The organism is Pseudomonas sp. GNP013, from assembly GCF_054343995.1.
Genome location: NZ_JBTGUT010000001.1, coordinates 4,467,039 through 4,490,853 on the forward strand (window position 1 = coordinate 4,467,039; position 23,815 = coordinate 4,490,853).

A 23,815-nucleotide genomic window follows, 5' to 3' on the forward strand; every position below is an offset into this window, starting at 1 on the left:
CACTGTCCACGCATGATCAGGACATTTGTTTATGCCCACTGCCCTCACACGCTATCTCCTGACGCTGCTGCTATTGCTGCCCTTCGCCGCACACGCCGGCGACGCCGAAGACTTCCTTGCCGCCAACCCGGCGCAGCAAGCCAAATTGCTGCAGGACTGGGCCGCCCAGCCTGACCCGGCGCGCATCGAGCTGGTGGACGCCCTGCAACAAGGCCAGCTCACACTCAACGGCGAAACCAAAACCGTACGCCTGAACAATCGCCTGCGCAGCCTGATCGATAACGTACAGGCCAGCCAGCAACTGCTTGCCGCCGATCCCAAAGTGCGCCTGGCGGCCGCCCGCACCCTGCAAAAAAGCGCCGTGCCTGCGCAACTCAAATTGCTCGACCAGCAGGTCGCCGCCGAGACCGACGAGGGCGTGCACACTGCCCTCAGCCTGGCCCTGGCCAACCTGCAACTGGTCGACAGCGACCCGCTGGTGCGCCTGGCCGCCGTGCGCCTGCTCGGCGGCACCGGCGATCCGCTGGCCCGCACTCGCCTTGAGGCGCTGCTGGCGCCCGGCGTGGAAACCGATGCCGCCGTGCGCACCGCCGCCGAGACCAGCCTGGCCCAGGTCAAACGCAAGCTGATGTTTGGCGAGATCCTCGGCCAGGCGTTCAGCGGCATGTCCCTGGGCTCGATCCTGCTACTGGCCGCGCTGGGCCTGGCGATCACCTTCGGCCTGCTTGGCGTGATCAACATGGCCCACGGCGAGATGCTGATGCTCGGCGCCTACTCCACCTATGTGGTGCAACTGCTGATGCAGCGCTACGTGCCCGCCGCCATCGAGTTTTACCCGCTGATCGCACTGCCGGTGGCGTTCTTCGTGACTGCCTGCATCGGCATGGCGCTGGAACGCACGGTGATTCGTCACCTCTATGGCCGCCCACTGGAAACCCTGCTCGCCACCTGGGGCATCAGCCTGATGCTGATCCAACTGGTGCGCCTGGTGTTCGGCGCGCAGAACGTCGAAGTGGCCAACCCCGCGTGGCTGTCCGGTGGCATTCAAGTGCTGCCCAACCTGGTGCTGCCGTACAACCGCATGGTGATCATCGCCTTCGCGCTGTTCGTGGTGGTGCTGACCTGGCTGCTGCTGAACAAGACGCGCCTGGGCCTCAACGTGCGCGCCGTCACCCAGAACCGCAACATGGCCGCCTGCTGCGGCGTACCCACCGGGCGCGTGGACATGCTCGCCTTTGGCCTCGGCTCCGGCATCGCAGGCCTGGGCGGCGTGGCGCTGAGCCAGATCGGCAACGTCGGCCCGGACCTAGGCCAGAGCTACATCATCGACTCGTTCCTGGTGGTGGTGTTGGGCGGCGTCGGCCAGTTGGCCGGTAGCGTCATGGCCGCGTTCGGGCTGGGCATCGCCAACAAGATTCTGGAGCCGCAGATCGGCGCGGTGCTCGGCAAGATCCTGATCCTCGCGCTGATCATTCTGTTTATCCAGAAACGTCCGCAGGGACTCTTCGCACTGAAAGGACGGGTGATCGACTGATGAACCAGCCATTGATGCTCACGGCCACGCAAAAGGCCGGCCCCAAGGTGACGATTGCGGTGGGCGTGGTGATCCTCGCGGTGCTGCTGGCCCTGCCGCTGCTGTCATTGTTGCCGCCGGAAAACGCCTTTCATGTTTCCGCCTACACCCTGACGCTGGTGGGCAAGATCCTTTGCTATGCGATTGTCGCCCTCGCCCTGGACCTGGTGTGGGGCTATGCAGGGATGCTGTCCCTCGGCCACGGCCTGTTCTTCGCCCTCGGCGGTTATGCCATGGGCATGTACCTGATGCGCCAGGCGTCCGGCGATGAGCTGCCGGCGTTCATGACCTTTTTGTCGTGGACGGAATTGCCCTGGTACTGGGCCGGCACCGACCATTTCCTCTGGGCCCTGTGCCTGGTGGTGCTCGCTCCCGGATTGCTCGCTCTGGTGTTCGGCTTCTTCGCGTTTCGCTCGCGGATCAAGGGCGTGTATTTCTCGATCATGACCCAGGCGCTGACCTTCGCTGGAATGCTGCTGTTCTTTCGCAACGAGACCGGCTTTGGCGGCAATAACGGCTTCACCAATTTCCGCAGCATCCTCGGGTTCGGCATCACCGAGCCCGGCACCCGCGCGGCGCTGTTCATTGCCACCGTGCTGCTGCTGATCGCCAGCCTGTACATCGGCTGGCGCCTGGCGCAAAGCAAGTTCGGCCGGGTACTCACCGCCCTGCGCGATGCCGAGAACCGCCTGATGTTCTGCGGCTACGACCCGCGCGGTTTCAAGCTGTTCGTGTGGGTGCTGAGCGCGGTGTTGTGCGGCCTGGCCGGGGCCTTGTATGTGCCGCAGGTGGGTATTATCAACCCCAGCGAAATGTCGCCGACCAACTCGATCGAAGCCGCCGTGTGGGTGGCGCTGGGCGGACGCGGCACGCTGATCGGGCCGCTGCTCGGCGCCGGCGTGGTCAATGGCATGAAGAGCTGGTTCACCGTGGCCTTCCCGGAATACTGGCTGTTCTTTCTTGGGGCGCTGTTCATCATCGTCACCCTGTACCTGCCCAAGGGCGTGATCGGGCTGCTGAAAAAATGAGGAACGTCATGCTGGAACCTATCTTCGATGCGGGCAGCGGCCGCGATGCCATCGGCCTCGGCCAGGCCGCAGGCAAGGGCCTCAATACGCGCCACGGCACGATCCTGACCCTGGAAGACATCAGCGTCAGTTTCGATGGTTTCAAGGCGCTCAACGATCTGAACCTGTACATCGGTGTCGGCGAACTGCGCTGCATTATCGGCCCCAACGGCGCAGGCAAAACCACGCTGATGGACGTGATCACCGGCAAGACCCGCCCCAGCCACGGCAAGGCCTGGTTCGGCGAAACCCTGGACCTGACCAGCATGAGCGAAGTGCAGATCGCCCAGGCCGGCATCGGTCGCAAGTTCCAGAAGCCCACGGTGTTCGAAGCGCTCAGCGTGTTCGAAAACCTGGAGCTGGCGCAGAAGACCGACAAGTCGGTATGGGCCAGCCTGCGTGCGCGCCTGAGTGGCGAGCAGAAGGACCGCATTGAGGAAGTGCTCGAGACCATTCGCCTGACCGCCTCGGCGCAGCGCCCGGCCGGGTTGCTGTCCCACGGGCAAAAACAGTTTCTGGAAATCGGCATGCTGCTGATGCAGGACCCGCAACTGCTGCTGCTGGATGAACCGGTGGCAGGCATGACCGACGCCGAAACCGAGTTCACCGCCGAGCTGTTCAAGCGCCTGGCGGGCAAGCATTCGCTGATGGTGGTGGAGCACGACATGGGCTTTGTCGGTTCGATTGCCGATCACGTGACCGTGTTGCACCAGGGCAGCGTGCTGGCCGAAGGGTCGCTGGAACAGGTGCAGGAAAACGAGCGGGTGATCGAGGTTTACCTCGGTCGCTGAAAAGTGCGTGGTATGCACACCTGCTTGCCACAGAAGCCAGGCACCCGCACGATTTGAGGAGTATTTGAACATGCTGCAAGTCGACAAGCTGCACCAGTACTACGGCGGTAGCCACATCCTGCGCGGGCTTTCGTTTGACGTGAAGATCGGCGAAGTCACCTGCCTGCTCGGACGCAACGGCGTGGGCAAGACCACCCTGCTCAAGTGCCTGATGGGCCTGCTGCCGGCCAAGGAAGGCGCAGTGAACTGGGAAGGCAAAGCCATCACCGGCTACAAGCCGCACCAGCGCGTGCACGCCGGCATTGCCTACGTGCCCCAGGGCCGGGAAATTTTCGCTCGATTGACGGTGGAGGAGAACCTGTTGATGGGGTTGTCGCGTTTTCCTGGCGCCGAGGCCAAGGAAGTGCCGGCGTTCATCTACGAGCTGTTCCCGGTGCTGCTGCAGATGAAACATCGACGCGGCGGCGACCTGTCCGGCGGGCAGCAACAGCAATTGGCAATCGGCCGCGCCCTGGCCAGCCGTCCGCGCCTGCTGATTCTCGATGAACCGACCGAAGGCATCCAGCCGTCAGTGATCAAGGAGATCGGCGCGGTGATCAGAAAACTCGCGGCTCGCGGCGACATGGCGATCCTGCTGGTGGAGCAGTTCTACGACTTTGCCGCCGAATTGGCCGACCAGTACCTGGTGATGTCGCGGGGTGAAATCGTGCAGCAGGGCCGTGGCGAAAATATGCAAAGCGAGGGTGTACGCGGCCTCGTAACCATCTAACCTGTGGCGTCCCGACACTAAGCCAGAAACCATGAACCTGCCCGTTTCCCCTGCCCTGTTCACCCCCAGCTGGCACGCCGCGCTGGACCTCGGCTACGCGCGTTTCGGCGATACCACGCGCCCGGTGATGCGCCGGCACAGCGGCCCGCTGCGCGTGCAAAAGCACCTCTACGCCGAAGGCCCCGAGGTGTGTCAGCACATCATCGTGCACCCGCCCGGCGGCATTGCTGGCGGTGATCGGCTGGATATCCGCGCCCACGTTGGCGACGGGGCGTGGGCACAATTGACCAGCCCCGGCGCCGCCAAGTGGTACCGCGCCAATGGTCCGGCGTATCAACAGCTCGAACTGACGGTGCAGGACGGCGCCACGCTGGAGTGGCTGCCCCAGGAAACCATCGTGTTCAGCGCCGCCCAGGCCGAGTTGACCACACGCATTGAGCTGCAGGGCGATGCACGGTTGTTCTACTGGGACGTGGTCGCCCTCGGTCGCCCGGCCAGCGACGAGCGCTTTGACCTGGGCCACTTCCAGTCGCACCTGGATATCCGCCGCGACGGCCAGTTGCTCTGGCATGAGCGCCAGCGCATTGTGGGCGCCGATGGCCTGCTCGACTCACCCATCGGCCTGGACGGGCAACCGGTGTTCGCCACCCTGCTGCTCACCGGCGACATCGATCCTGACTTACTTGAAGCCTGCCGCGCCCTGCCCCATGCGGTGCGCGGCGACCTGACCCAACTGCCCGGGCTGCTGGTGGCCCGCTGCCTGGCCAGTGAAGCGCTGCAGGCGCGGGCCTGGTTGATTGATTTATGGCGTTTGCTGCGCCCGGCGGTGCTGGGACGGGAAGCGGTAGCACCGAGAATCTGGAGCACATGAAGATCAACACTGTGGGAGCAAGCCCCCTCCCACAGGGATCTCCAGTGTTTTTATGAATGTAGTCTGAAGGACCTTGAACCATGGATCTGACCCCACGGGAAAAAGACAAACTGCTGATCTTCACCGCCGGCCTGGTTGCCGAGCGCCGCCTGGCACGCGGGGTGAAGCTCAACTACCCGGAAACCATCGCCTACATTTCCGCTGCGCTGATGGAAGGCGCGCGCGATGGCCGCACCGTCGCCGACCTGATGCACTACGGCACCACCCTGCTCAGCCGCGAACAGGTGATGGAAGGCATCCCGGAGATGATTCCGGATATCCAGGTGGAAGCCACCTTCCCGGACGGCACCAAGCTGGTCACCGTCCACCAGCCCATCGCGTGAGAGGCCGGCCATGATTCGTGATGCCATTGAAAGCGACCTGTCGGCGATCTGCGCCATCTACAACGATGCGGTGCTCAACACCACGGCGATCTGGAACGAGCAACCGGTGGATCTGGCCAACCGCCAGGCCTGGTTCCAGGCGCGACAGGCCCTGGGCTATCCGATTCTGGTGTCGATCGAAAACGACGAGGTCACCGGCTACGCCTCGTTTGGCGACTGGCGGCCCTTCGAAGGCTTTCGCTACAGCGTCGAACACTCGGTGTACGTGCGCAACGACCAGCGCGGCAAAGGCCTGGGCCCACGGCTGATGGAAACCCTGATCGAACGCGCGCGCACCTGCGGCAAGTACGTGATGGTCGCGGCCATCGAAAGCGGCAACCTGGCCTCGATCCGCCTGCACGAACGCCTGGGGTTCGTCACCACCGGGCAGATGCCGCAAGTGGGCATCAAGTTCGGCCGCTGGCTGGACCTGACCTTCATGCAACTGGCCTTGAACCCGGGCGCCGAACCGCCCAAGGAGTGACATCGATGAGTACTGCGCAACTGCGTCGAGTCAATGCTGAAAGTTTTGCCCACTACCGCCTGGGGTTGATCGAGCTGTTGCTGGACGCGGTACAGCATGGCGCCTCGGTCGGCTTCATGGCCGACTTCGACGAGGCCCAGGCCCGCGCCTACCTGACCGGCGTACAGGCCAGCATCGAAGACCAGAGCCTGCTGCTGTGGGTAGTGGTGCGCGACGAGCAGGTGATCGCCAGCGTGCAATTGGCGCTGTGCCAGAAAGCCAACGGGCGCAACCGCGCCGAAGTACAAAAGCTGCTGGTACACAGCAGCGCGCGACGCCATGGCCTGGGCCAGCAGTTGATGAACACGCTGGAACTCGCCGCGCGCCAGCACCGGCGCGGCCTCTTGTATCTGGACACCGAGGCCGGCTCCGGCGCGGAAGCTTTCTACCAATCGCTGCACTACACCAAAGTCGGTGAACTGCCCGACTACTGCCAAAGCCCGGACGGGCGCTACAGCCCGACCGCCATCTACTTCAAGACCCTGGGGCAACCTGCATGATTCCTGGTGAATATCAGATCCAGCCTGGCGAGATCGAACTGAATGTCGGCCGCCGCACCGTCACCCTGAGCGTGGCCAACAGCGGCGACCGGCCGATTCAGGTGGGCTCGCACTATCACTTTTTCGAGACCAACGACGCGCTGACCTTCGACCGCGCGGCAAGCCGGGGCATGCGCCTGAATATTCCGGCGGGCACGGCGGTGCGCTTTGAGCCGGGGCAGAGTCGCGACATCGAGTTGGTGGACTTGAGCGGTGGGCGGCGGGTGTTCGGGTTTGCCGGCCGAATCATGGGTGATCTTTAGGGCCTCATCGGGAGCCAGCCCCCTCCCACAGTTGAAGTACGTTCCCTGTGGGAGGGGGCTGGCTCCCGATAGCGGTTTCACATTCAACACATTTTTTCAGGGTTCACACACATGAAAATCAGCCGCCAAGCCTACGCCGACATGTACGGCCCCACCGTCGGTGACAAGGTCCGCCTGGCCGACACCGAGCTGTTCGTCGAAGTGGAACAGGACTTCACCGTCTACGGCGAAGAGGTCAAATTCGGCGGCGGCAAGGTGATCCGCGATGGCCAGGGCCAGAGCCAGTTGCTCGCCCACGAAGTGGTCGACACGTTGATCACCAACGCGCTGATCATCGACCACTGGGGCATCGTCAAGGCCGATGTGGGCCTCAAGAATGGCCGCATCCACGCTATCGGCAAAGCCGGCAACCCGGACATTCAACCCGGCGTGACCATGGCCATCGGCGCCAGCACCGAAGTGATCGCCGGCGAAGGCATGATCCTCACCGCCGGCGGCATCGACAGCCACGTGCATTTCATCTGCCCGCAGCAGATCGAAGAGGCGCTGACCAGCGGCGTCACCACCATGATCGGCGGCGGCACCGGGCCGGCTACCGGCACCAACGCCACCACTTGCACCTCCGGCCCCTGGCACCTGGCGCGCATGCTCCAGGCCAGCGATTCGTTCCCGATGAACATCGGCTTCACCGGCAAAGGCAACGCCAGCCTGCCCGAACCGTTGATCGAACAGGTCAAGGCCGGCGCCATCGGTTTGAAGCTGCATGAAGACTGGGGCACCACACCGGCCAGCATCGACAACTGCCTGAGCGTCGCCGACCAATACGACGTGCAGGTGGCGATCCACAGCGACACCCTCAACGAGTCCGGCTTCGTCGAAACCACCCTGGCCGCGCTCAAGGGCCGCACCATTCACACCTACCACACCGAAGGGGCCGGTGGCGGCCACGCGCCGGACATCATCAAGGCCTGCGGTTTCCCCAACGTGCTGCCCAGCTCCACCAACCCGACGCGACCGTTCACGCGCAACACCATCGACGAACACCTGGACATGCTGATGGTCTGCCATCACCTCGACCCGAGCATTGCCGAAGACGTGGCCTTCGCCGAAAGCCGCATCCGCCGCGAGACCATCGCCGCCGAAGACATCCTGCACGACCTCGGCGCGTTCTCGATGATCAGCTCCGACAGCCAGGCCATGGGCCGGGTCGGCGAGGTGATCACACGCACCTGGCAGACCGCCGACAAGATGAAAAAACAGCGCGGCCCGCTGCCCGGCGACGGCCCCGGCAACGACAACTTCCGCGCCAAGCGCTACATCGCCAAGTACACCATCAACCCGGCGATCACCCACGGCGTGAGCCATATCGTCGGTTCGATTGAAGTGGGCAAGTGGGCCGATCTGGTGCTGTGGCGTCCGGCGTTTTTCGGTATCAAGCCGACGCTGATTCTCAAGGGCGGCGCGATTGCCTCAAGCCTGATGGGCGACGCCAACGCGTCGATTCCCACGCCGCAGCCGGTGCACTATCGCCCGATGTTCGCAAGCTTTGGCAGTTCGCTGCACGCCACCAGCCTGACCTTTATCAGCCAGGCGGCGCAGGACGCCGGATTGCCCGAGGCCCTGGGCTTGAAAAAGCAGATTGCGGTGGTCAAGGGCTGCCGTGACGTGCAGAAAACCGACCTGATCCACAACGATTACCTGCCGGACATCGAAGTGGACCCGCAGACCTACCAGGTCAAGGCGGACGGCGTACTGCTGTGGTGCGAGCCGGCCGAGGTGCTGCCGATGGCGCAGCGGTATTTCCTGTTCTGACTCGGCCTTGGCGACCCTGAATACCAGGCGGTGTTCAGGGCCGATGCCTCACGCAAATTTGTTCTTGATCATGTTTTCGGTGTAACCGTAATCCATCCGCAGTTCCACACCTGCCGGGATATCTTGCGTGGCAAACATCGTATTCAACCGATAGGTCGTTCTCTTGCCTGGCGCGCTGGTGGCGTGCTCGGCTTCCACCTGGAACGGCACGCACTCGACGTTGTACCCGCCGGTGGCCTGGCGTACCGGCGTGCCTTGAGCATCGTATTCGAAGTTCGTGTTGATCCTGGAGGTGATGGTGTCGCCGATGATAAAGATCGGATCGGCGCGAAACGCGCCGGCGTCCGGGAGCATTTTATAGGCAACGACCATGCCGAACGTGCTCTCCGAGCGCACCGACATGTCGTAGGGGATCACCACCCCGCCGTACAGGCCGATGATTTCGCCCTTGGCGATCCGCCGGTTGGCCACCACCATGGACTGCCCGATCAAGGCTTTTTCTCCGGGCACTTTCACGTCATCGGCGGTGAACGTGCGCCATTGCAGTTTCTCTTCATACAAGGCCGCCACGCGCTCATACCCTTCAAAGCGGATGTAGGGTTTGATCTGGGTCGAGGCATAGGTCGTCCCGGCGTCCATCCGGGCCTCTCGCTCCAGGCTGCGGATACGAATCGGCCGACCTTGCAGGTCCCTGAGAGGATACTTGCCGTTGTTGGCCCGGTTGTAGCGCCCCAGCACGTTCTTCTGAGCCGAAAAGTGCACGGCCTGACGCATGAAGGCGAGTTCGTCAGCGCTGTAGGGCGTGACCGGCATGGACTCCGACGCAGACTCGTACTCGTCCTCGGAAACGCCCCCGCCTTTGAGGCCCCTGCGCTTCCACACCCCCGCCGCATCCGGCTTGGCAATGATGCCGCTGTTGGCCAGTTCATAAGGATTGTCCGAGCGTTGCACGCGCAACAGATAATGCTGCCCATCCCCGGCGTCCGGCAGGCTTGCGATGAAATACTGTTTGCCCTCGAATTCGATGGCCTGGGCGTTCGAAAACTGCAAGGTGAGCTGACTGAACACCGGTTCGTTCAAGGTTTGAAGCGGCTCCCTGGGGAGCAGGTGCGCGGCGATCTCCTGGCGGGTCAGGGTGTCGATCAGCGCGGCATCATCAATCGCCAGTTGGGCTTGCAGCGCCCTGGCCTGCGTGTCGTAGGCCGCTTCGGCCAGGGTGCCGTCAGAAAACCTGTCGTGCAAAGCCGCCATCCGGTCCTGATACGGTTTGCTCTGTGCCTCGAACCGGGGCCGATATTTCTGCGTCACGTAGTCCTGCCAGAATTCCCGGGCCAGCAAGGCCTGGAACATCTGCGCCGAATTATCCAGTGCCACAACGCGGGTGTAGGCAGCGTCCAGCATGGCCGGGGTTACGTTGCCCAACTGGGTGAACTTGACGTCCAGGGGTTGCCCAGGCAGTTGCAGGCGGTCCTTGAGGCCGTAGCGATAGGCCAACCTGATTTCAACCTCCTCCAATAGCGCCAGGCGCGTGTATTTTTCGGCCGCCGTCAACGCCGGGTCGGCATTGATCGTGGCGCGACGTTGATCAATATCGCGCAGGGCAATCCGCTCAACCTCGTCCAGGCGCAGCAATCCCCTGGACAAGCTCGACAGCGCCACGCCCTGGGTCGCGTCCAACGCCTGGAGCCGGGCCTTGTCGACCAGCGACATGACTTCCAGGTTACTGAACGACAACGCCGCCCGGTCGCAGCATGCCGCCCTGCCCGCCCACTCGAACATTTGCGCGCGCAGGCTTTCCGACTGGGTGGAGTTGGCCGTGATGGAATCGATCACCGCCCAGACGCGGCGCTGCAGGTCTTCCTGCCCGTCGACAGTGGTTTGCAGGTCCCGGAGCATGTCGAAAAACCCTTGCGAGCCGGTCTGCCCACGCAGGCCTTGCCACTGGATCTGGCGGGCGGCCGCCTCGGTTTCGGACAGGCCGACGGCCCAACGCCGAAAGACCGCATCGTTGCCCCCACCCCGCGCCACTCGCCCCGTGCTGCGCGGCGCTGTAGCGACCAGCCGGTTCGGGCGCTCCGGCGAAGCCAGGCCCGCGCGTTCAAGCCGCTCGCCGTAAGCGCGCGTGGCCTGCAAGGTCGCGTCGGTCCAGGGGTTGTCGCTCGCATCCGTCACGTTGTTGACCCGCGCGGTGGTTGCCAGTTGTTCGTCGGAGGGCGCGATGATCGAGGCGGGAATGGTCGTCAGCCGGTTGCCTGAAAGGTTTATCCCGTCGAGCAAGGGTTGCTCAAGCAAACCCGCCGGCCAGGTCTCCAGACCGGTGTGCGCCAGGTTGAGGGAGCGCATATCGGTGATTTGAGTGAAGTCGGGGGTCAAGCCCAGGTCGTTGTAGCTCAGGTCCAGGGCGCGCAAGGTGACGCGCTCAGACAGAATGCCGGCCGCCTCGGGACTCAGGCGAATACTGTTGAATTGCAGGAACAAGCGCGTCAAGCCGTGCATTTGGCCCAGGGCTGGCGGTAGTTCTCGCAGGTGGTTGCCCGACAAATCCAGCCAGCGCACCCCGCGATAGCGCGAGAGAAAGCCCTCCGGGGAGGTGGTCAGGTTCATGTTGTTCAACTTGAGCGAGCCCACATGGCCAAGGTCCGCTTCCAGGTCAGGCAGGCTTGGCAGGTTCAGGCCGCTGAGGTCCAGCTCCAGGCCAATCGGCGTGCCATCGGCGGCCAGCATCTGCGGGGTTTCCTTGCGCCAGCAGCGCAAAATGCGTTGCCGGGCTTCGTAGCGTCCACTGTGCACCGCCATAGTCATTTGCCATTGCTGCGGCCTGACATAACGCTGCTGCGCGCCCACACCCGAGAACGTCCAGGCGTCCAGTTGAGATTCGAGCAGATTGAACTCGCGCTCCAGCGCGATCAACTCGGTGCCTGCGCCGGTCCCCAGCTTCCAGATAAAGTCCCTGATCTGCTGGGCGCTGTAGTTCGGGTAGAGCCTGCGCATGATCGACTTGCCCGTGCCCATGCCGCTATCGAAAGCGTCGTGCAGTGCACCGGCGGCCAAGTCGGGACGGGACTCACCCAGACGCTTCCAGTAAGCATCGAAGACTCGCCAGTAGTCCACGGGAAATGGGTTGCCGTCCAGCAACGTGACACGGTTGATCCTTGCCATGGTTTCGACCTGTTCAGGCGGCGGGTTCACGTGTGCCTCGGGAACCTGGCGCAGGTTATTGTTGCGCAGGTCCAGAAGTTCCAGCGAGGGCGACAAGCCGGTTGGCCACCGCTCCATCTGCGTAGCATTGAGCGTGACGCGCTTGAGCGCGGGCATCGTACTGAAATCGAGAGGTACGCCCAGCGGATTATGGCCCAGGTTGAGCGTTTCCAGGCTGGTGAGCGAGTTCAGCGCCGTCGCGCTTTGCGGGGTAAGGCGAATGTCATTGCCCTCCAGTTCCAGCGAGGTCAGGGCCTTCATGTCGGCGACGGCCAAAGGGACATCAGCCAGAGCACCGCTCACCTTCAAATGCTTGAGATGATTGAAGTTTTTTAAAAACGTGTCGACACCGCCACCTGCGCCCACGTTATAGAGATCGAGCGTCTGGACATGGCTGAAGTCGCCGCTGATGGCCGGCAACTTTGCTGCTCGTGTGTTGAGGCTTAGATGCTCTGTCCTCCATCCCCGGCGCCAGCAATACAAAATATCCGAGGCCTCGCCAGCGATTAATGAAACCACAGAGGCAAAACCGCTGCCTGTGGGTTGCGGTGTATTTTCCTTGACCCAACGCTTCAACGTGCGCTCAAGCGTGTCCAGTTCAAGCTCGCGCCGAGCCAGGCTACTCGATACATCGCTACCCAGCGACTGAATGAATTCGGTGACCATCGCCTCACTGAACGTTGGAAACAGCCGGCGCACCCTCGCCTCGGGAGAACGCAGCACCTGCGCCGTCCTTGTGAGCAGTTGCCGGAAACCCGGGCCACCGCCGAGCAAGTGCAAACCACGATGGTAGGCCGGTTTGCGCACCGGATGTTTCAACAGGACCTGGCGCAGGGGCTCACGCGGCAACGGCGATTGCTGGATCGCTAGCTTGAGTTGCGAGGCATCGCTCAACCCCATCTGTTGCCACTGGGCAGGCGGCAATACCTCCCATGCCGCGCTGTAGAAATCCACGCCCAGCGGCGCTGAAAACAGTCCGTCGTCCTGCAATACCAACGCCTTGCCCAGCGGCGCGTCTGCGGCGCCGATGGCATCCAGCAGCGGCCCATCAGTCCGATAATGGCGCAGTTCCACACGCGTGCCGCTCGTCCATCCTGGCACGGTTTGGAGCGTATGCAATGCCAGGCGATGGCTGTCGATCACGTTCAGCGTGTCCAGATGCAGCCCTTCGTAGGCGCGGGACACACGGGTTTCCTGTGCGCACCAGCGCATCTGCTCGGCGAGGGTGCCGGACAGCCGGCCGGTGGCGTGAAAGTGTTCCAGGGCAGCGGCGTCCAGGCCTTCGAGCATGTGCGCAGCCATTGGGGCGGAAAGCCCCGGGTAATCGGCCTGCACGCGTTGAACGTTGGGATCGCTTGAGCGGGTGGAAGCTGCGTAGCGCTCGTCCATCAGGTTACCTTTGAGCTCGCCGACCGTGCGGGCAATGAACCTGCGCAACAGGCGCGCGCGCACCGACAACGGATCTTGAGGGGTACCGGGTATTTCCAGCAGTGACGGGTCAACACCTTGCAAGGTGTAGAGCACCCCGTCGAGCAGTTGGCCGCTGTCGAGCTCGGCCTGGCTGATCGGCGCAATGCGACGTTCGGCGGACGCTGGAGCGACGCTTTCCCAGAGCACTTTGCCGCTTGGGTCGAGCACCCGCAGGGATGAGCTTTGCGGCAGCATGCCGCGCCGCTGCATGATGTCGAGCTGCAGCGCCGGGTCTGCCTGTGCGTAGACCAGGGGATCGCTGCTGCTCATCTGCTCTACAAAGGTGCTGAGTTGCTGATGGATTTGGAAACGCTGGATCGTCTCGTCCAGCACCATCGGCAACGGCTCTTGGCTCATAAAGGTTTCGCGCAGGGTGGGCGCTTCGACGCCGCTGATGCGCACCTGATCCACGTAATGCTCCAGTCCAAGGCGCCGGTACAGCGTGTGCTCATCCCAGGTCAAGGGTTCTTCAACTTCATGGCTCCAGCCGCCCTGAGGGTGACGTGCGACTTTTGGCGTGTAGGCCTTGGGCCGCTTCGGGTGCTGGATGCGGTACTCGCCGGTCTGCGCGTCCGGGCTTACCTGATAGGACTTGCCCTCAATGGACAGCAACGTCTTGCCCTCGTGCACGTGCAGGCCAAGCGCATCGGGTTTGACGTCGGGTGCCGGTTTGATCGGCGACTCATAGGGTTCAAGGTCGGCCTTCCACAACATCCGCTTGCCCTTGGGCATCGTGACCGGTTTGTAGCGGTCCAGCACATTCACGTACTGGACATGGGGCAGTACTTTGGCGCCGCCAGCAAAGAACGCCGCATTCAGAGCCACCGAGGAAAAGTGTGCCCACATCTCGCGAACTTCGCCCTGCTCCGCCGCTTCGATGCCTTCGAAGACCTCACCGCACATTTGCGCAGCACCCACGGCCAGCATCACCGGGCCCAGCCCTGGCACAACGAAAGCCGCCAGGTTCAAGAAGCTGACCACCGCATCCAGATAGCTCTCCAGGCGTTCGTTGCGCGCCTTGATGTCTTCGTCGCCTGTCGGCACGGCAACCGCCCGGGCATCGCTGAGCGTCTTGTCGACAAACGCGTTGGCCTGGTGCGCCCACAGTGTTCCGGTAACGACCGCCTCGCCCAGGCTCAAGCGTTCCGAATCGGGCTGGTGCGGGAAGTCGAGGGACGCGGCGCTGTTATCGGCAGGTTGGTACAGTTTGTTGAATTGTTTAAAAAATGCCCCTTGGTCGCGCTTGGGTATAAAGCTGCTGAAAAAGCGCCGATAGGAAGCACTGTGCAGGCGCGTACGCAGGTCGGCCATGAAATCGGCGCTGGACGCATATTCCTTGAGGGGCTGCTGCGGGTCGTTGGGGATAAACACCAGCACCCGTTCACCACGGTCGCTGTGCAGGCGATCCGGGCCGATCAGAATGGGTCCGACCAGTCGGATATCGAAGACTTTCAAGGCGGCGAACGTCACCGGGCGGCCGTCCAGGTTGGCGCCGGGCGTCTCGGACAGCACGCGCTTGAGCATTTGGTAGGCTTCGTCACTCACGCCTGAATCGATTTCGCCGTTGCCTGGTACGCTGGCCACTTGCAGGTGCGCCATCTCAACGCTCACGGCCAGTTGTTGGCGGTAGTAATCCTGCAGGCGCTGCTGCACTTTATCGCGCTCGTACGTGACCGATGGGCGCAGCACGCTGTTGAGGTGTTCCAGATAACGCTCGCCCAGGTCAAGCGTGCGGCACAGTTTGGCGAAGGCATGCGGGGTGATGGGCACGGCCTGGCGCTGGAGTGCCTCGAACGGTGGACTGGCCTCGCCATCAAACCCGCTGTAGCGGGTAATAATGTGGCAATCGTCGCAGGCTGCAGGGATTTCTTCGTCGGGTTCGAAGTTGGCCAGCGCCGCTTCCAGCAATGAAACACCACGGTAGCGGTAGCCAAGCGCGGGGTCGTCCTGGCGCTCAAGGGTGAATGCACCAAACAGGTCGGTACGCCCGGTTGCATAGGCGTACTTCCTGGCGAAGTAGACGTTCTTGACATCCAGATCGAGGTTGAAGGTGCGCTTGATCGCCGCTGTCAGGGCCTCTTCGGCGAAGGCCTGGATATCGGTGATGTCGCCCAGCGTCTGCTCAAGCGCATTGAGCGCCTCGCGGTAGCGGGTGTGGTTGGCCTCCAGTACGCGCCGGGCCTGGGGCAGTGCCGCCCGATACCAACTGGGCAACTGGTGCAGTTCGTGGCTGGCGAGTTCTTGCTGGCGCCGGGTGCTGGCTTGGTTGAACCAATCGGGTACTCGCGCCTTGAGAAAGTCGTAGTGCGCGCCGCGCAGGTCGACATTGAAGACGCCATGGGTGGGGAGTGTGACAAGCTGAGGTGACATAAAGGGCCATCCTTGAAGGCTGTGAAAAAACAGCCTATCGAATGGCCCTGGCGGGAAAGCCTACCTATTTATCGGCGCTCAGAAATGCTCTCGCGGGTTGAACGCCGCTTTTTTGGCCAGCTCCTGCCACAACGCCTTGACCTCTTCGTCGCTGCTCTTTGGCATCACGGCCTTGAGCTGCACAAACAGATAGCCACGCTCGCCGGCCTTGTTCAGCAAGCCATGCCCCCTGGCGCGCATGCGCTGGCCGTTCTGGCTGCCGGCCGGCACCTTGAGGTTGATTTTGCCGGTGAGGGTCGGCACCGCCACTTCCGTGCCCAGTGCCAATTCCCACGGCGCCAGCGGCAGGTTGATGATCAGGTCGTTGCCATCCACTTCAAATTTTGGATGCGGCGCAAACCGGATGATCAGGTACAGGTCGCCATTGGCACCGCCACCGATGCCGGGCGCGCCCTGGGCCTTGAGGCGAATGCGCTCGCCGTCGGCCACGCCGGCGGGGATCTTCACGTTGAGGCTCTTGGTGGTGTTGCTGACGTGGCGACCGGAGGCGTCGTATTGCGGCACCTGGAAGCTGATCTGCTTGGACTCGGTGGCCAGTGTCTCTTCCAGCGAGACCGTCAGCTGCATCTCCACGTCCTGGCCCTTGCGCCCGGCAGGACGACGCTGACCGCCGCCAAAGCCGTCGCCGCGATTGCCGAAGATCGAGCTGAAGAAGTCGGAGAAATCCTCCGTGCCCGCGCCGCCACCGCCAAAGCCGCCACGGCTCTGCCAGCCCGGCGGGCCCTGGAACGGCTGGCCGTGCTGGCCATATTTGCGCAGCTCGTCGTATTCGGCGCGTTTGTCGGCGCTCTTGAGCGCTTCATAGGCTTCGGACGCGTCCTTGAATTTGGCTTCGGCGTCTTTTTCCTTGCTCACATCCGGGTGATATTTGCGTGCGAGCTTGCGATAGGCGGCCTTGATTTCCTTGTCATCGGCGCTCGGCTCGACACCCAATATCTTGTAGTAGTCTTTGAAATCCATCGGCGGTTCACCTTCCTTAAATCGAGATCGCACCGCCGGCTCTACACCGTGCGATGGTTTGCACATGTCGAGTGGTGTGGCCGGGGGTGCGTCAAAGTGTTATCGGCGCGTGCCGTATGCAGCAGATGTGGGGGCGAATCGCGCCGTTTCAAGCACTATTTAACGGATGGTCGGCCTACGCATCCGCCCCCGACTGGCATACACTGCGCGGCCGTTTTGCAACCGGAACCCGATAGACATGAAAAACCCAGCCCCAGCCCGTGCCTGCGGTATCGACTTCGGCACGTCCAACTCCACCGTCGGCTGGATCCGCCCCGGCGAGGAGACGCTCATTGCGCTGGAGGACGACAAGATCACCTTGCCGTCGGTGGTGTTCTTCAACTTCGAGGAGCGTCGCCCGGTATACGGCCGCCTGGCCCTGCACGAATACCTGGAAAACTACGAAGGCCGGCTGATGCGCTCGCTCAAGAGCCTGCTGGGTTCCAAGCTGATCAAGCACGACACCAGCGTGCTCGGCACCGCGATGCCGTTCACCGATCTGTTGGCGCTGTTTATCGGCCAGCTCAAGAGCCGCGCCGAAGCCACCGCTGGCCGCGAGTTCGAGGAAGTGGTGCTGGGCCGCCCGGTGTTCTTCGTCGACGACGACCCGATGGCCGACCAGGAAGCGGAAAACACCCTGGTGGACGTGGCGCGCGCCATCGGGTTCAAGGATATTTCGTTCCAGTACGAGCCGATTGCGGCGGCGTTTGACTACGAGTCGACCATCCAGAAGGAAGAACTGGTGCTGATCGTCGACATCGGCGGCGGTACGTCGGACTTCTCGCTGGTACGCCTGTCGCCGGACCGCCGCCACAACGACAACCGCCAGAGCGACATCCTCGCCACCGGCGGCGTGCACATCGGCGGCACCGACTTCGACAAACAGCTCAGCCTGCAAGGGATGATGCCGCTGTTCGGCTACGGCAGCCGCATGAAAAGCGGCGCCTATATGCCCACCAGTCACCACATGAACCTGGCCACCTGGCACACCATCAACTCGGTGTACTCGCAAAAATCCCAGCTGGCATTGGGCAGCATGCGTTACGACATTGAAGACACCGGCGGCATCGACCGCCTGTTCAAGTTGATCGAACAGCGCGCCGGGCACTGGCTGGCGATGGAAGTGGAAGAAACCAAGATCCAGCTGACCCATGAAGACAGCCGCCATGTGGCGCTGGACCGCATCGAAAAAGGCCTGAGCGTGGACTTGAGCCGGGCTCTGTTCGAGTCGTCCATCGACAATTTGCTGGAACGTGTGCGCGGCAGTGTCACGCAGTTGCTCAATGACGCCTCGGTGAGCGTCGAGCAGGTGGACACGGTGTTCTTCACCGGCGGCTCCAGCGGCATCCCGGCGCTGCGCCACAGCATCTGCGCGATGCTGCCGAATGCGCGGCATGTGGAAGGGAACATCTTCGGCAGTATCGGCAGTGGTTTGGCGATTGAGGCAAGCAAGCGCTACGGCAGCTGATGTCCTGAGTGCGAGGCGGCTGCGCCGCCTTGTTCAGCACAGTGCTCCAGGCGCTGATGGGGCATTTGCTCCTGTAGCGCCAAATTTGATCAGAACTGAATATCGGAAAAACTATAGGGCTCAAGCCCGGCGAGCTGAGAGAGAAAGATAAGGTGCTCAACGGCCTTCACCTTTTCAAGATGATCAAGCGTGTCCGGGCCACCGAGCATCAATGCTGGAACGTAACCATACATCTCGTCGTGGCGTAAAGTGCCGAGCTTTTTCCTGGCGGGTTTGAAGAGATCGCCAAAGTCGTTGGATTTCACGCTTATGGACAGTAAAAAGTCCTGAAGTCTGCGATCCATTATTTCCGGTGTGGGTTCGAAGTCGTGGATAACGCACCGGGAAACAATGCTGCTTATCTTCAGGGAATATCCGGTCCTTTCGCCCCACAGGTACAGGCCGCCAAATGCACCGCGTGCAATCAAATGGTAAGTATCGTGCTGTTCAAGCTTCGTCCCCTCAATCCATGAAGCTACTACCCCCTCATATTCCTGCGGATTTACCAGCCAGAAAATTCCGTTTCCGTATCCGCACCAGCCGTGTTCAGCCCAGTACTCCAGCAGCTTGCCAGGCAGTTTGCCTCTGTAGCGCTCGATGCTTGATGCTGGCACTTCCTGTCGGTCGATAGGGTCACCCAGCTTCTCTATAAACCTTGCAAACACTTCGTCCACGGATGCCTCCTGTTCAGCACTTATGCAGTTTTACGTTGATAAAAGTTGATTTGCGCTGTGATTCTGGGATTTTCTCAGCAGCTTCTTTCAGGTTTTGAATTTTTGGCTTCCACTGCGGCCCTATGCTGGAATTGACTTGCCGATCACCAAAGTCGGCGATGACATCCTTCCCTCCAGCCCTCAGATCAGGATTATGGAGTGCGGCAAGGCTTGTCATCGTTTCCTTGGCTTTTTTGATTGCAGCTTCCTCCGCATCAGTGGGACTCAATTCTGCGAAGTCGAGTTGAAATCTCGCGCTCAACCTTTCCTCCAAGTCTCGTCGGGCCTGCCTGGCAGCTTTAGCACTGCGCTTCACCGGACTCGCAATATTCTCCAAATACTCCTCAATCGTCAGCCGATTCAGCCCACCTTCCTGCCCCTTCAACTGCCGCTTGAATTCTCCCACCTTGTAAACCGGCAGCTTGTCCGCCTTGAAGCACTCAACATTATGCAGCGCCATCCTGCCGGGCTTGACCACGGTCGGCTGTCTGGATTTTGCAGGAGTGGCTACCGGAGCAGGCTGCTGAGGCACATACGACCCAGTGTGCGATTTTGCCGTTTGCAGTTCCGGACGATTTTTCAGGGCTTCTTCATGTTTCAGTACCCAGGCGCCCAGTCGCTTGCCTTTGGCGCTGGCTTGCATTTGTTGGGCGAGGGCGTGCGCGTCGCCGCGACCGCGCGTGAGGTAACTGACAATGGCGCCCAGCAGCAGGATGACGGCTTCTACATGGCCCTTCGCAATTTCCTGGGAGGCGCAATAAATGGCGAAAGAATCGTCATGGCTATAGGCCGTCAGCCCCTCTTCACCACGCGGTGCGCCCCAGGCGGTGCGAATGCCCCTGAGGTAATACTCGGCAATTGCAGGCAATCCCTCGGCAAAGAACTCCGTCAGTGCGGCCAACCCAAGCACACTCAGGATCCCGCCGGCGACTTGCAAGCCCAGGGCAGCACCGGTGGCGCCCAGCGGAATGGCGCCGGCACCAGCGCCCAGCACGCCCACGCCGGCACCGATCACAGCACCGGTTAAAACGCTCCCGGCCACAATCATCGCCATTTGAGCGACGGCGTCGATCAAATCGTTAAGGACGCTGGATATGTCCAGGTCAGCGAAGCGTCGTCTCAAAAGATCGGCGGCTTCCCACTCGGCATGGATGAAAGCCGTCCTGATGCATTTAAGCCGACGCAGGTTAAACGCGAGAGAGGGAAGAGACTCGTTGTACGCGTTACGAAAGCTGGCGCCTGATTGATAGCCCATTGCATGGGTCAAGCGTGATTCTATGTCGAACCAGGAAGGCACTGACAATGCAAGCATTCACTGTCTCCAGCGTCCGCCCTGCCTGATATTTATTAAGTTGGAAGAAACCAACTAACTCACGATAAGGATTGGCAGATGTGCGGCTTAACGTTATTCGGTCGAGCAACTTACTGAGCCGAAGAAACTGCCGCCATAGGTAAACGCCGCAAAACAGTTAATTAGAACGTTCCTATAGTTCGCCATGAAATAAGTGTAAGAAAGGTACTACAGCGATGCACAATTATAGAGTTGCCTTATATAGGCCGTCGAACCTGAAACTTCACGCCGTTGGCATAAGTAACTTAGTTTTTCAGGATTGGATAATGCCGCGTGCCAGTTGACCCGCGGCGCCCCTCTAAACCATCCCACCCAGCTTCAGCTCACTCTTGAGGTACGCATAGTAAATCGGCCCCGCCACCACGCCTGGCAAGCCGAACGCGGCTTCAAACACCAGCATCGCCAGCAGCAATTCCCACGATTTGGCACTGATCTGCCCGCCGACGATGCGGGCATTGAGAAAATATTCGACCTTGTGGATCACGATCAGGTAGCCCAGCGCGGCCAATGCCACCCAGATCGACAGCGACAGCGCGACGATGGTGATCAGGGTGTTGGACATGAGGTTGCCGATCACCGGCAGCAGGCCGAGCAGGAAGGTCAGCACGATCAGGGTTTTGGTCAGGGGCAGGTGGATGCCGCACAGCGGCAGCACCACGGCCAGGAAGATCGCAGTGAAAGCGGTGTTGAGCGCAGCGATCTTGATCTGCGCGAAAACGATGTTGCGAAAGGCCTGCACCAGCAGGTGCAGGCGGTCGAACAGCGCGGCGGCCAGGGGTTTGCGTTTGGTCAGGTCGGGCACGCGCTGCAGGGCAATGATGGCGCCGAGTACCATGCCGATCAGCAGGGTGACAAACATGTGCGCAGCGTCTTTGCCCACCAGTTGCAGTTCGCTCAGGTGCTTGCTGAGCCAGTCGCCGATGGCCACGCGAAATTCGGCGGCGCTGGCGGGCAGGTAGGCGTCGAGGAACGGCGGCAACTGGCCGCGTGCACGGTCAACCACGCCCATGAATTTGTCGAGAGAGGCGCCGGGATTTTCCGCTTCGTGCAGCAGAAAACTGATGGCGCCGGCGAAGATCAGCGCCAGCACGCTGACGATCAGCGTGCCGAGCAACGCCACCGCCAGCCAGCGCGCGCGGCGACCCTCTATCAGCCGCTGCAGTTGGGGGGTGAGCATGTTGACCAGTTCATAGACCAACAGGCCTGCCAGCAGGCTGGGCAGCAATTTCAGCGGCAGCACCAGCAACAACCCGCCGAGAATAATGATGTAGCTGGCCAGCAATATCACGTGACGCTGAGAAAACGTTGGCATACAGCCTCAGAACGAACGGCGATAAAAGGATGGGCAGTCTGCCAGCCTTGAGGGAATCAAGCGAGGGGGATGCGATCAAGTGTGGGAGGGGGCTTGCTCCCGATGGCGGTCAGTCAGCCAGCACATCTTTTACCTGACATCCCGCTATCGGGGGCAAGCCCCCTCCCACACTCGATTGCCAGTGGCTACAAAAGCGTCGTCAGCCCTTGAGGCAGGTGCTCATGTAGGCCTTGCGCGCATCGCCGGCCAGCGCCTTGGTTTTTGCTGACGCGTTGCAGTCCTTCATCTTTTGCTGCTGCGGCGTGACAGCCTTGGCGTCATTGGCGGCCGGGGCCGACAGGCAGGTCTTCATAAAGGCCTTGCGCTCGTCGCCCTTGAGGGTCTTGGTAGTGGCTTCGGCGTTGCAGGTGGTCATCTTGTTTTGCTGGGCAGTGGCGGCAAAGCCTTGGGAACACAGCAAAAGTCCCATCATCAGCAAAGGAATACGCAGCATCTTCATGGAGTTTTCTCCCGGTTACCGCGCCGACGGGCACGGCCTTGGCAGAGTGTAGTCAAACCCTGTTACACCTTCCTGCGCGGACGGTGGATAATCCTCGCCCATCCATCTATACGGCGATGTTCATGCAATACGCGTATCCCCTGCTGGCCATTTTTATCTGGGCCGGCAACACCGTGATCAACAAATTGGCGGTGGGCTCGATCTTCCCGGCCGAAATCGGCTTTTACCGCTGGTTGCTGGCGGCGCTGCTGTTCACCCCGTTCATGCTTAAACCGGTGATTGCCCACTGGCCGTTAATCCGCCCTAACCTGGGCAAGGTCTTCGTGCTGGGCGTGCTGGGCATGGCGGTGTATCAGAGCCTGGCCTATTACGCAGCGACGCTGACCTCGGCGACCAACATGGGCATCATCCTGTCGCTGATGCCGTTGATGGCGCTGACTGCCACGATTATCAGCCTGGGCCAGCGCCTCACGTACGGCGCGCTTGCCGGGGCGGTGCTGTCGTTTGGCGGCGTGGTCGTGGTGGTGTCGTCCGGCAGCCTGGGCGCGCTGCTGCAACACGGGGTCAACCTGGGCGACGGCATGATGCTGGTGGCCACCCTGGCCTACGCGGTCTACAGCACCCTGCTGAAAAAATGGCAACTGCGCCTGCCGCCTTTGGTGTTGTTGTACTTGCAGGTGCTGGTGGCGGTGGTGGTGCTGTTTCCGCTGTTCCTGTTCTCGCCCAAAACAGGGTTGGGCTGGGCGAACATTCCACTGGTGCTGTACGCCTGTTTGCTGGCCTCGATGCTGGCGCCGCTGGCGTGGATGCATTCGGTGAAGACCCTGGGCCCGAGCCGCACAACGCTGTTTTTCAACCTGCTGCCGTTGATCACCGCGCTGATTGCAGCGGTGGTGTTGAAAGAAGAACTGGCGCTGTATCACCTGCTGGGCGGCTTGCTGACCCTGGGCGGGGTGATCCTGTCGGAGCGCTGGACGACACCGGTGAGCCAGAACCGTCAGCCAGGCCCTCGTGACACATCCGGTAAAATCCGATAAAACTTTTTGCCCTGGCCGCGACTCACAACCTGTAGCGATCACGCCGACAGAGCGTGGCGTACAACCGGATTAGCACCAGGAGATTGAGATGACCGAAGCAAACTTGACTGACGTTGCGACCCTGCGCAGCCGCGCCCGCCAGAACGTCGAAAACGGTGCCGTGACCGAAGGCTACAACGCCGACCGCGAAGAGATCATTCGCCTGCTCAACACATCGCTGGCCACTGAGCTGGTGTGCGTGCTGCGCTACAAGCGTCACTACTTCATGGCCAGCGGCATCAAGGCCTCCGTTGCCGCCGATGAATTCCTCGAGCACGCGACCCAGGAAGCCGAACACGCCGACAAACTTGCCGAGCGCATCGTGCAACTGGGCGGCGAGCCGGAGTTCAACCCTGACCTGCTGTCGAAAAACTCCCACGCGCAGTACGTGGCGGGTAATTCGCTGAAGGAAATGGTCTACGAAGACCTGGTGGCCGAGCGAATTGCCGTGGACAGCTACCGCGAAATCATCCAGTACATCGGCGACAAGGATCCAACCACCCGCCGTCTGTTTGAAGAGATTCTGGCTCAGGAAGAAGAGCATGCCGACGATATGGCGGACATTCTCGAAAGCCTGTAAGTCGTCGCACGAAAAAGTCGCACGAAAAAGAGGGGGGAGAGCCGGTTAAA

General features: G+C 61.6%; 19 protein-coding genes. 13 read left to right on the plus strand and 6 right to left on the minus strand.

Annotated features, from left to right (window positions below; genetic code table 11):
* Nucleotides 1-31: 31 nt before the first annotated feature.
* From urtB to ureC, 10 genes are all read left to right on the plus strand, one after another.
* Complete coding sequence (gene urtB, locus ACXX81_RS19750) at nucleotides 32-1,534, plus strand: urea ABC transporter permease subunit UrtB (RefSeq protein ID WP_458572248.1); 1,503 nt, start codon at nucleotides 32-34, stop codon at nucleotides 1,532-1,534.
* A complete protein-coding gene (urtC, locus tag ACXX81_RS19755; protein ID WP_322212522.1) occupies nucleotides 1,534-2,601 on the plus strand; it encodes an urea ABC transporter permease subunit UrtC in 1,068 nt (355 codons plus the stop codon). The genes urtB and urtC overlap by 1 nt, the downstream gene beginning before the upstream one ends.
* Nucleotides 2,598-3,431, plus strand: a complete 834-nt coding sequence (urtD, locus tag ACXX81_RS19760; protein WP_209988037.1) for an urea ABC transporter ATP-binding protein UrtD — start codon at nucleotides 2,598-2,600, stop codon at nucleotides 3,429-3,431. The genes urtC and urtD overlap by 4 nt, the downstream gene beginning before the upstream one ends.
* A gap of 70 nt (nucleotides 3,432-3,501) precedes the next feature.
* Entirely contained in the window at nucleotides 3,502-4,200 is a 699-nt protein-coding gene (urtE, locus tag ACXX81_RS19765; RefSeq protein WP_057009713.1) for an urea ABC transporter ATP-binding subunit UrtE, read from the plus strand.
* A 31-nt stretch (nucleotides 4,201-4,231) separates the two neighbouring features.
* Nucleotides 4,232-5,071: an urease accessory protein UreD gene (locus ACXX81_RS19770; protein WP_458572249.1), complete on the plus strand. Its 840-nt coding sequence runs from the start codon at nucleotides 4,232-4,234 to the stop codon at nucleotides 5,069-5,071.
* 80 nt (nucleotides 5,072-5,151) lie between these two features.
* Nucleotides 5,152-5,454, plus strand: coding sequence for an urease subunit gamma (gene ureA, locus ACXX81_RS19775; protein ID WP_003171437.1), 303 nt, complete (start codon nucleotides 5,152-5,154; stop codon nucleotides 5,452-5,454).
* A gap of 10 nt (nucleotides 5,455-5,464) precedes the next feature.
* Nucleotides 5,465-5,977, plus strand: a complete 513-nt coding sequence (locus ACXX81_RS19780; protein WP_209988033.1) for a GNAT family N-acetyltransferase — start codon at nucleotides 5,465-5,467, stop codon at nucleotides 5,975-5,977.
* 5 nt (nucleotides 5,978-5,982) lie between these two features.
* Entirely contained in the window at nucleotides 5,983-6,516 is a 534-nt protein-coding gene (locus ACXX81_RS19785; protein WP_231422411.1) for a GNAT family N-acetyltransferase, read from the plus strand.
* Nucleotides 6,513-6,818, plus strand: a complete 306-nt coding sequence (locus tag ACXX81_RS19790; protein ID WP_003236142.1) for an urease subunit beta — start codon at nucleotides 6,513-6,515, stop codon at nucleotides 6,816-6,818. Before ACXX81_RS19785 ends, ACXX81_RS19790 begins: the two co-directional genes overlap by 4 nt.
* A 111-nt stretch (nucleotides 6,819-6,929) precedes the next feature.
* The gene (gene ureC / locus ACXX81_RS19795) at nucleotides 6,930-8,630 is read left to right on the plus strand and encodes an urease subunit alpha (RefSeq protein ID WP_209988027.1); all 1,701 of its coding nucleotides are present in this window, start codon (nucleotides 6,930-6,932) and stop codon (nucleotides 8,628-8,630) included.
* Between the two features lie 48 nt (nucleotides 8,631-8,678).
* Here the strand turns inward: ureC and ACXX81_RS19800 are convergent, their stop codons facing one another.
* Both ACXX81_RS19800 and ACXX81_RS19805 read right to left on the minus strand, forming a co-directional pair.
* Nucleotides 8,679-15,668 carry an NEL-type E3 ubiquitin ligase domain-containing protein gene (locus ACXX81_RS19800; protein ID WP_458572250.1) on the minus strand — a complete coding sequence of 2,330 codons (6,990 nt, stop codon included), beginning with the start codon at nucleotides 15,666-15,668 and terminating at the stop codon, nucleotides 8,679-8,681.
* A 78-nt stretch (nucleotides 15,669-15,746) separates the two neighbouring features.
* Entirely contained in the window at nucleotides 15,747-16,688 is a 942-nt protein-coding gene (locus ACXX81_RS19805; protein ID WP_209988018.1) for a DnaJ C-terminal domain-containing protein, read from the minus strand.
* A gap of 238 nt (nucleotides 16,689-16,926) precedes the next feature.
* Between ACXX81_RS19805 and ACXX81_RS19810 the strand changes: the two genes are divergently transcribed.
* Nucleotides 16,927-18,195, plus strand: coding sequence for an Hsp70 family protein (locus ACXX81_RS19810; protein WP_458572251.1), 1,269 nt, complete (start codon nucleotides 16,927-16,929; stop codon nucleotides 18,193-18,195).
* An 89-nt stretch (nucleotides 18,196-18,284) separates the two neighbouring features.
* Here ACXX81_RS19810 and ACXX81_RS19815 read toward each other — a convergent pair whose 3' ends face one another.
* From ACXX81_RS19815 to ACXX81_RS19830, 4 genes are all read right to left on the minus strand, one after another.
* On the minus strand, nucleotides 18,285-18,908 hold the full coding sequence (locus ACXX81_RS19815) for a GAD-like domain-containing protein (RefSeq protein WP_458572252.1): 624 nt from the start codon (nucleotides 18,906-18,908) through the stop codon (nucleotides 18,285-18,287).
* A 13-nt stretch (nucleotides 18,909-18,921) separates the two neighbouring features.
* The gene (locus ACXX81_RS19820) at nucleotides 18,922-20,259 is read right to left on the minus strand and encodes a DUF6861 domain-containing protein (protein WP_458572253.1); all 1,338 of its coding nucleotides are present in this window, start codon (nucleotides 20,257-20,259) and stop codon (nucleotides 18,922-18,924) included.
* A 337-nt stretch (nucleotides 20,260-20,596) separates the two neighbouring features.
* Nucleotides 20,597-21,610 carry an AI-2E family transporter gene (locus ACXX81_RS19825; protein WP_209988006.1) on the minus strand — a complete coding sequence of 338 codons (1,014 nt, stop codon included), beginning with the start codon at nucleotides 21,608-21,610 and terminating at the stop codon, nucleotides 20,597-20,599.
* Between the two features lie 199 nt (nucleotides 21,611-21,809).
* Nucleotides 21,810-22,109: a PsiF family protein gene (locus ACXX81_RS19830; protein WP_209988003.1), complete on the minus strand. Its 300-nt coding sequence runs from the start codon at nucleotides 22,107-22,109 to the stop codon at nucleotides 21,810-21,812.
* Between the two features lie 122 nt (nucleotides 22,110-22,231).
* On the opposite strand from ACXX81_RS19830, the gene ACXX81_RS19835 reads away from it, so the two are divergent.
* A complete protein-coding gene (locus ACXX81_RS19835; protein ID WP_458572254.1) occupies nucleotides 22,232-23,146 on the plus strand; it encodes a DMT family transporter in 915 nt (304 codons plus the stop codon).
* A gap of 88 nt (nucleotides 23,147-23,234) precedes the next feature.
* On the plus strand, nucleotides 23,235-23,765 hold the full coding sequence (locus tag ACXX81_RS19840) for a ferritin-like domain-containing protein (protein ID WP_209987997.1): 531 nt from the start codon (nucleotides 23,235-23,237) through the stop codon (nucleotides 23,763-23,765).
* The last annotated feature ends 50 nt before the right edge of the window (nucleotides 23,766-23,815 follow it).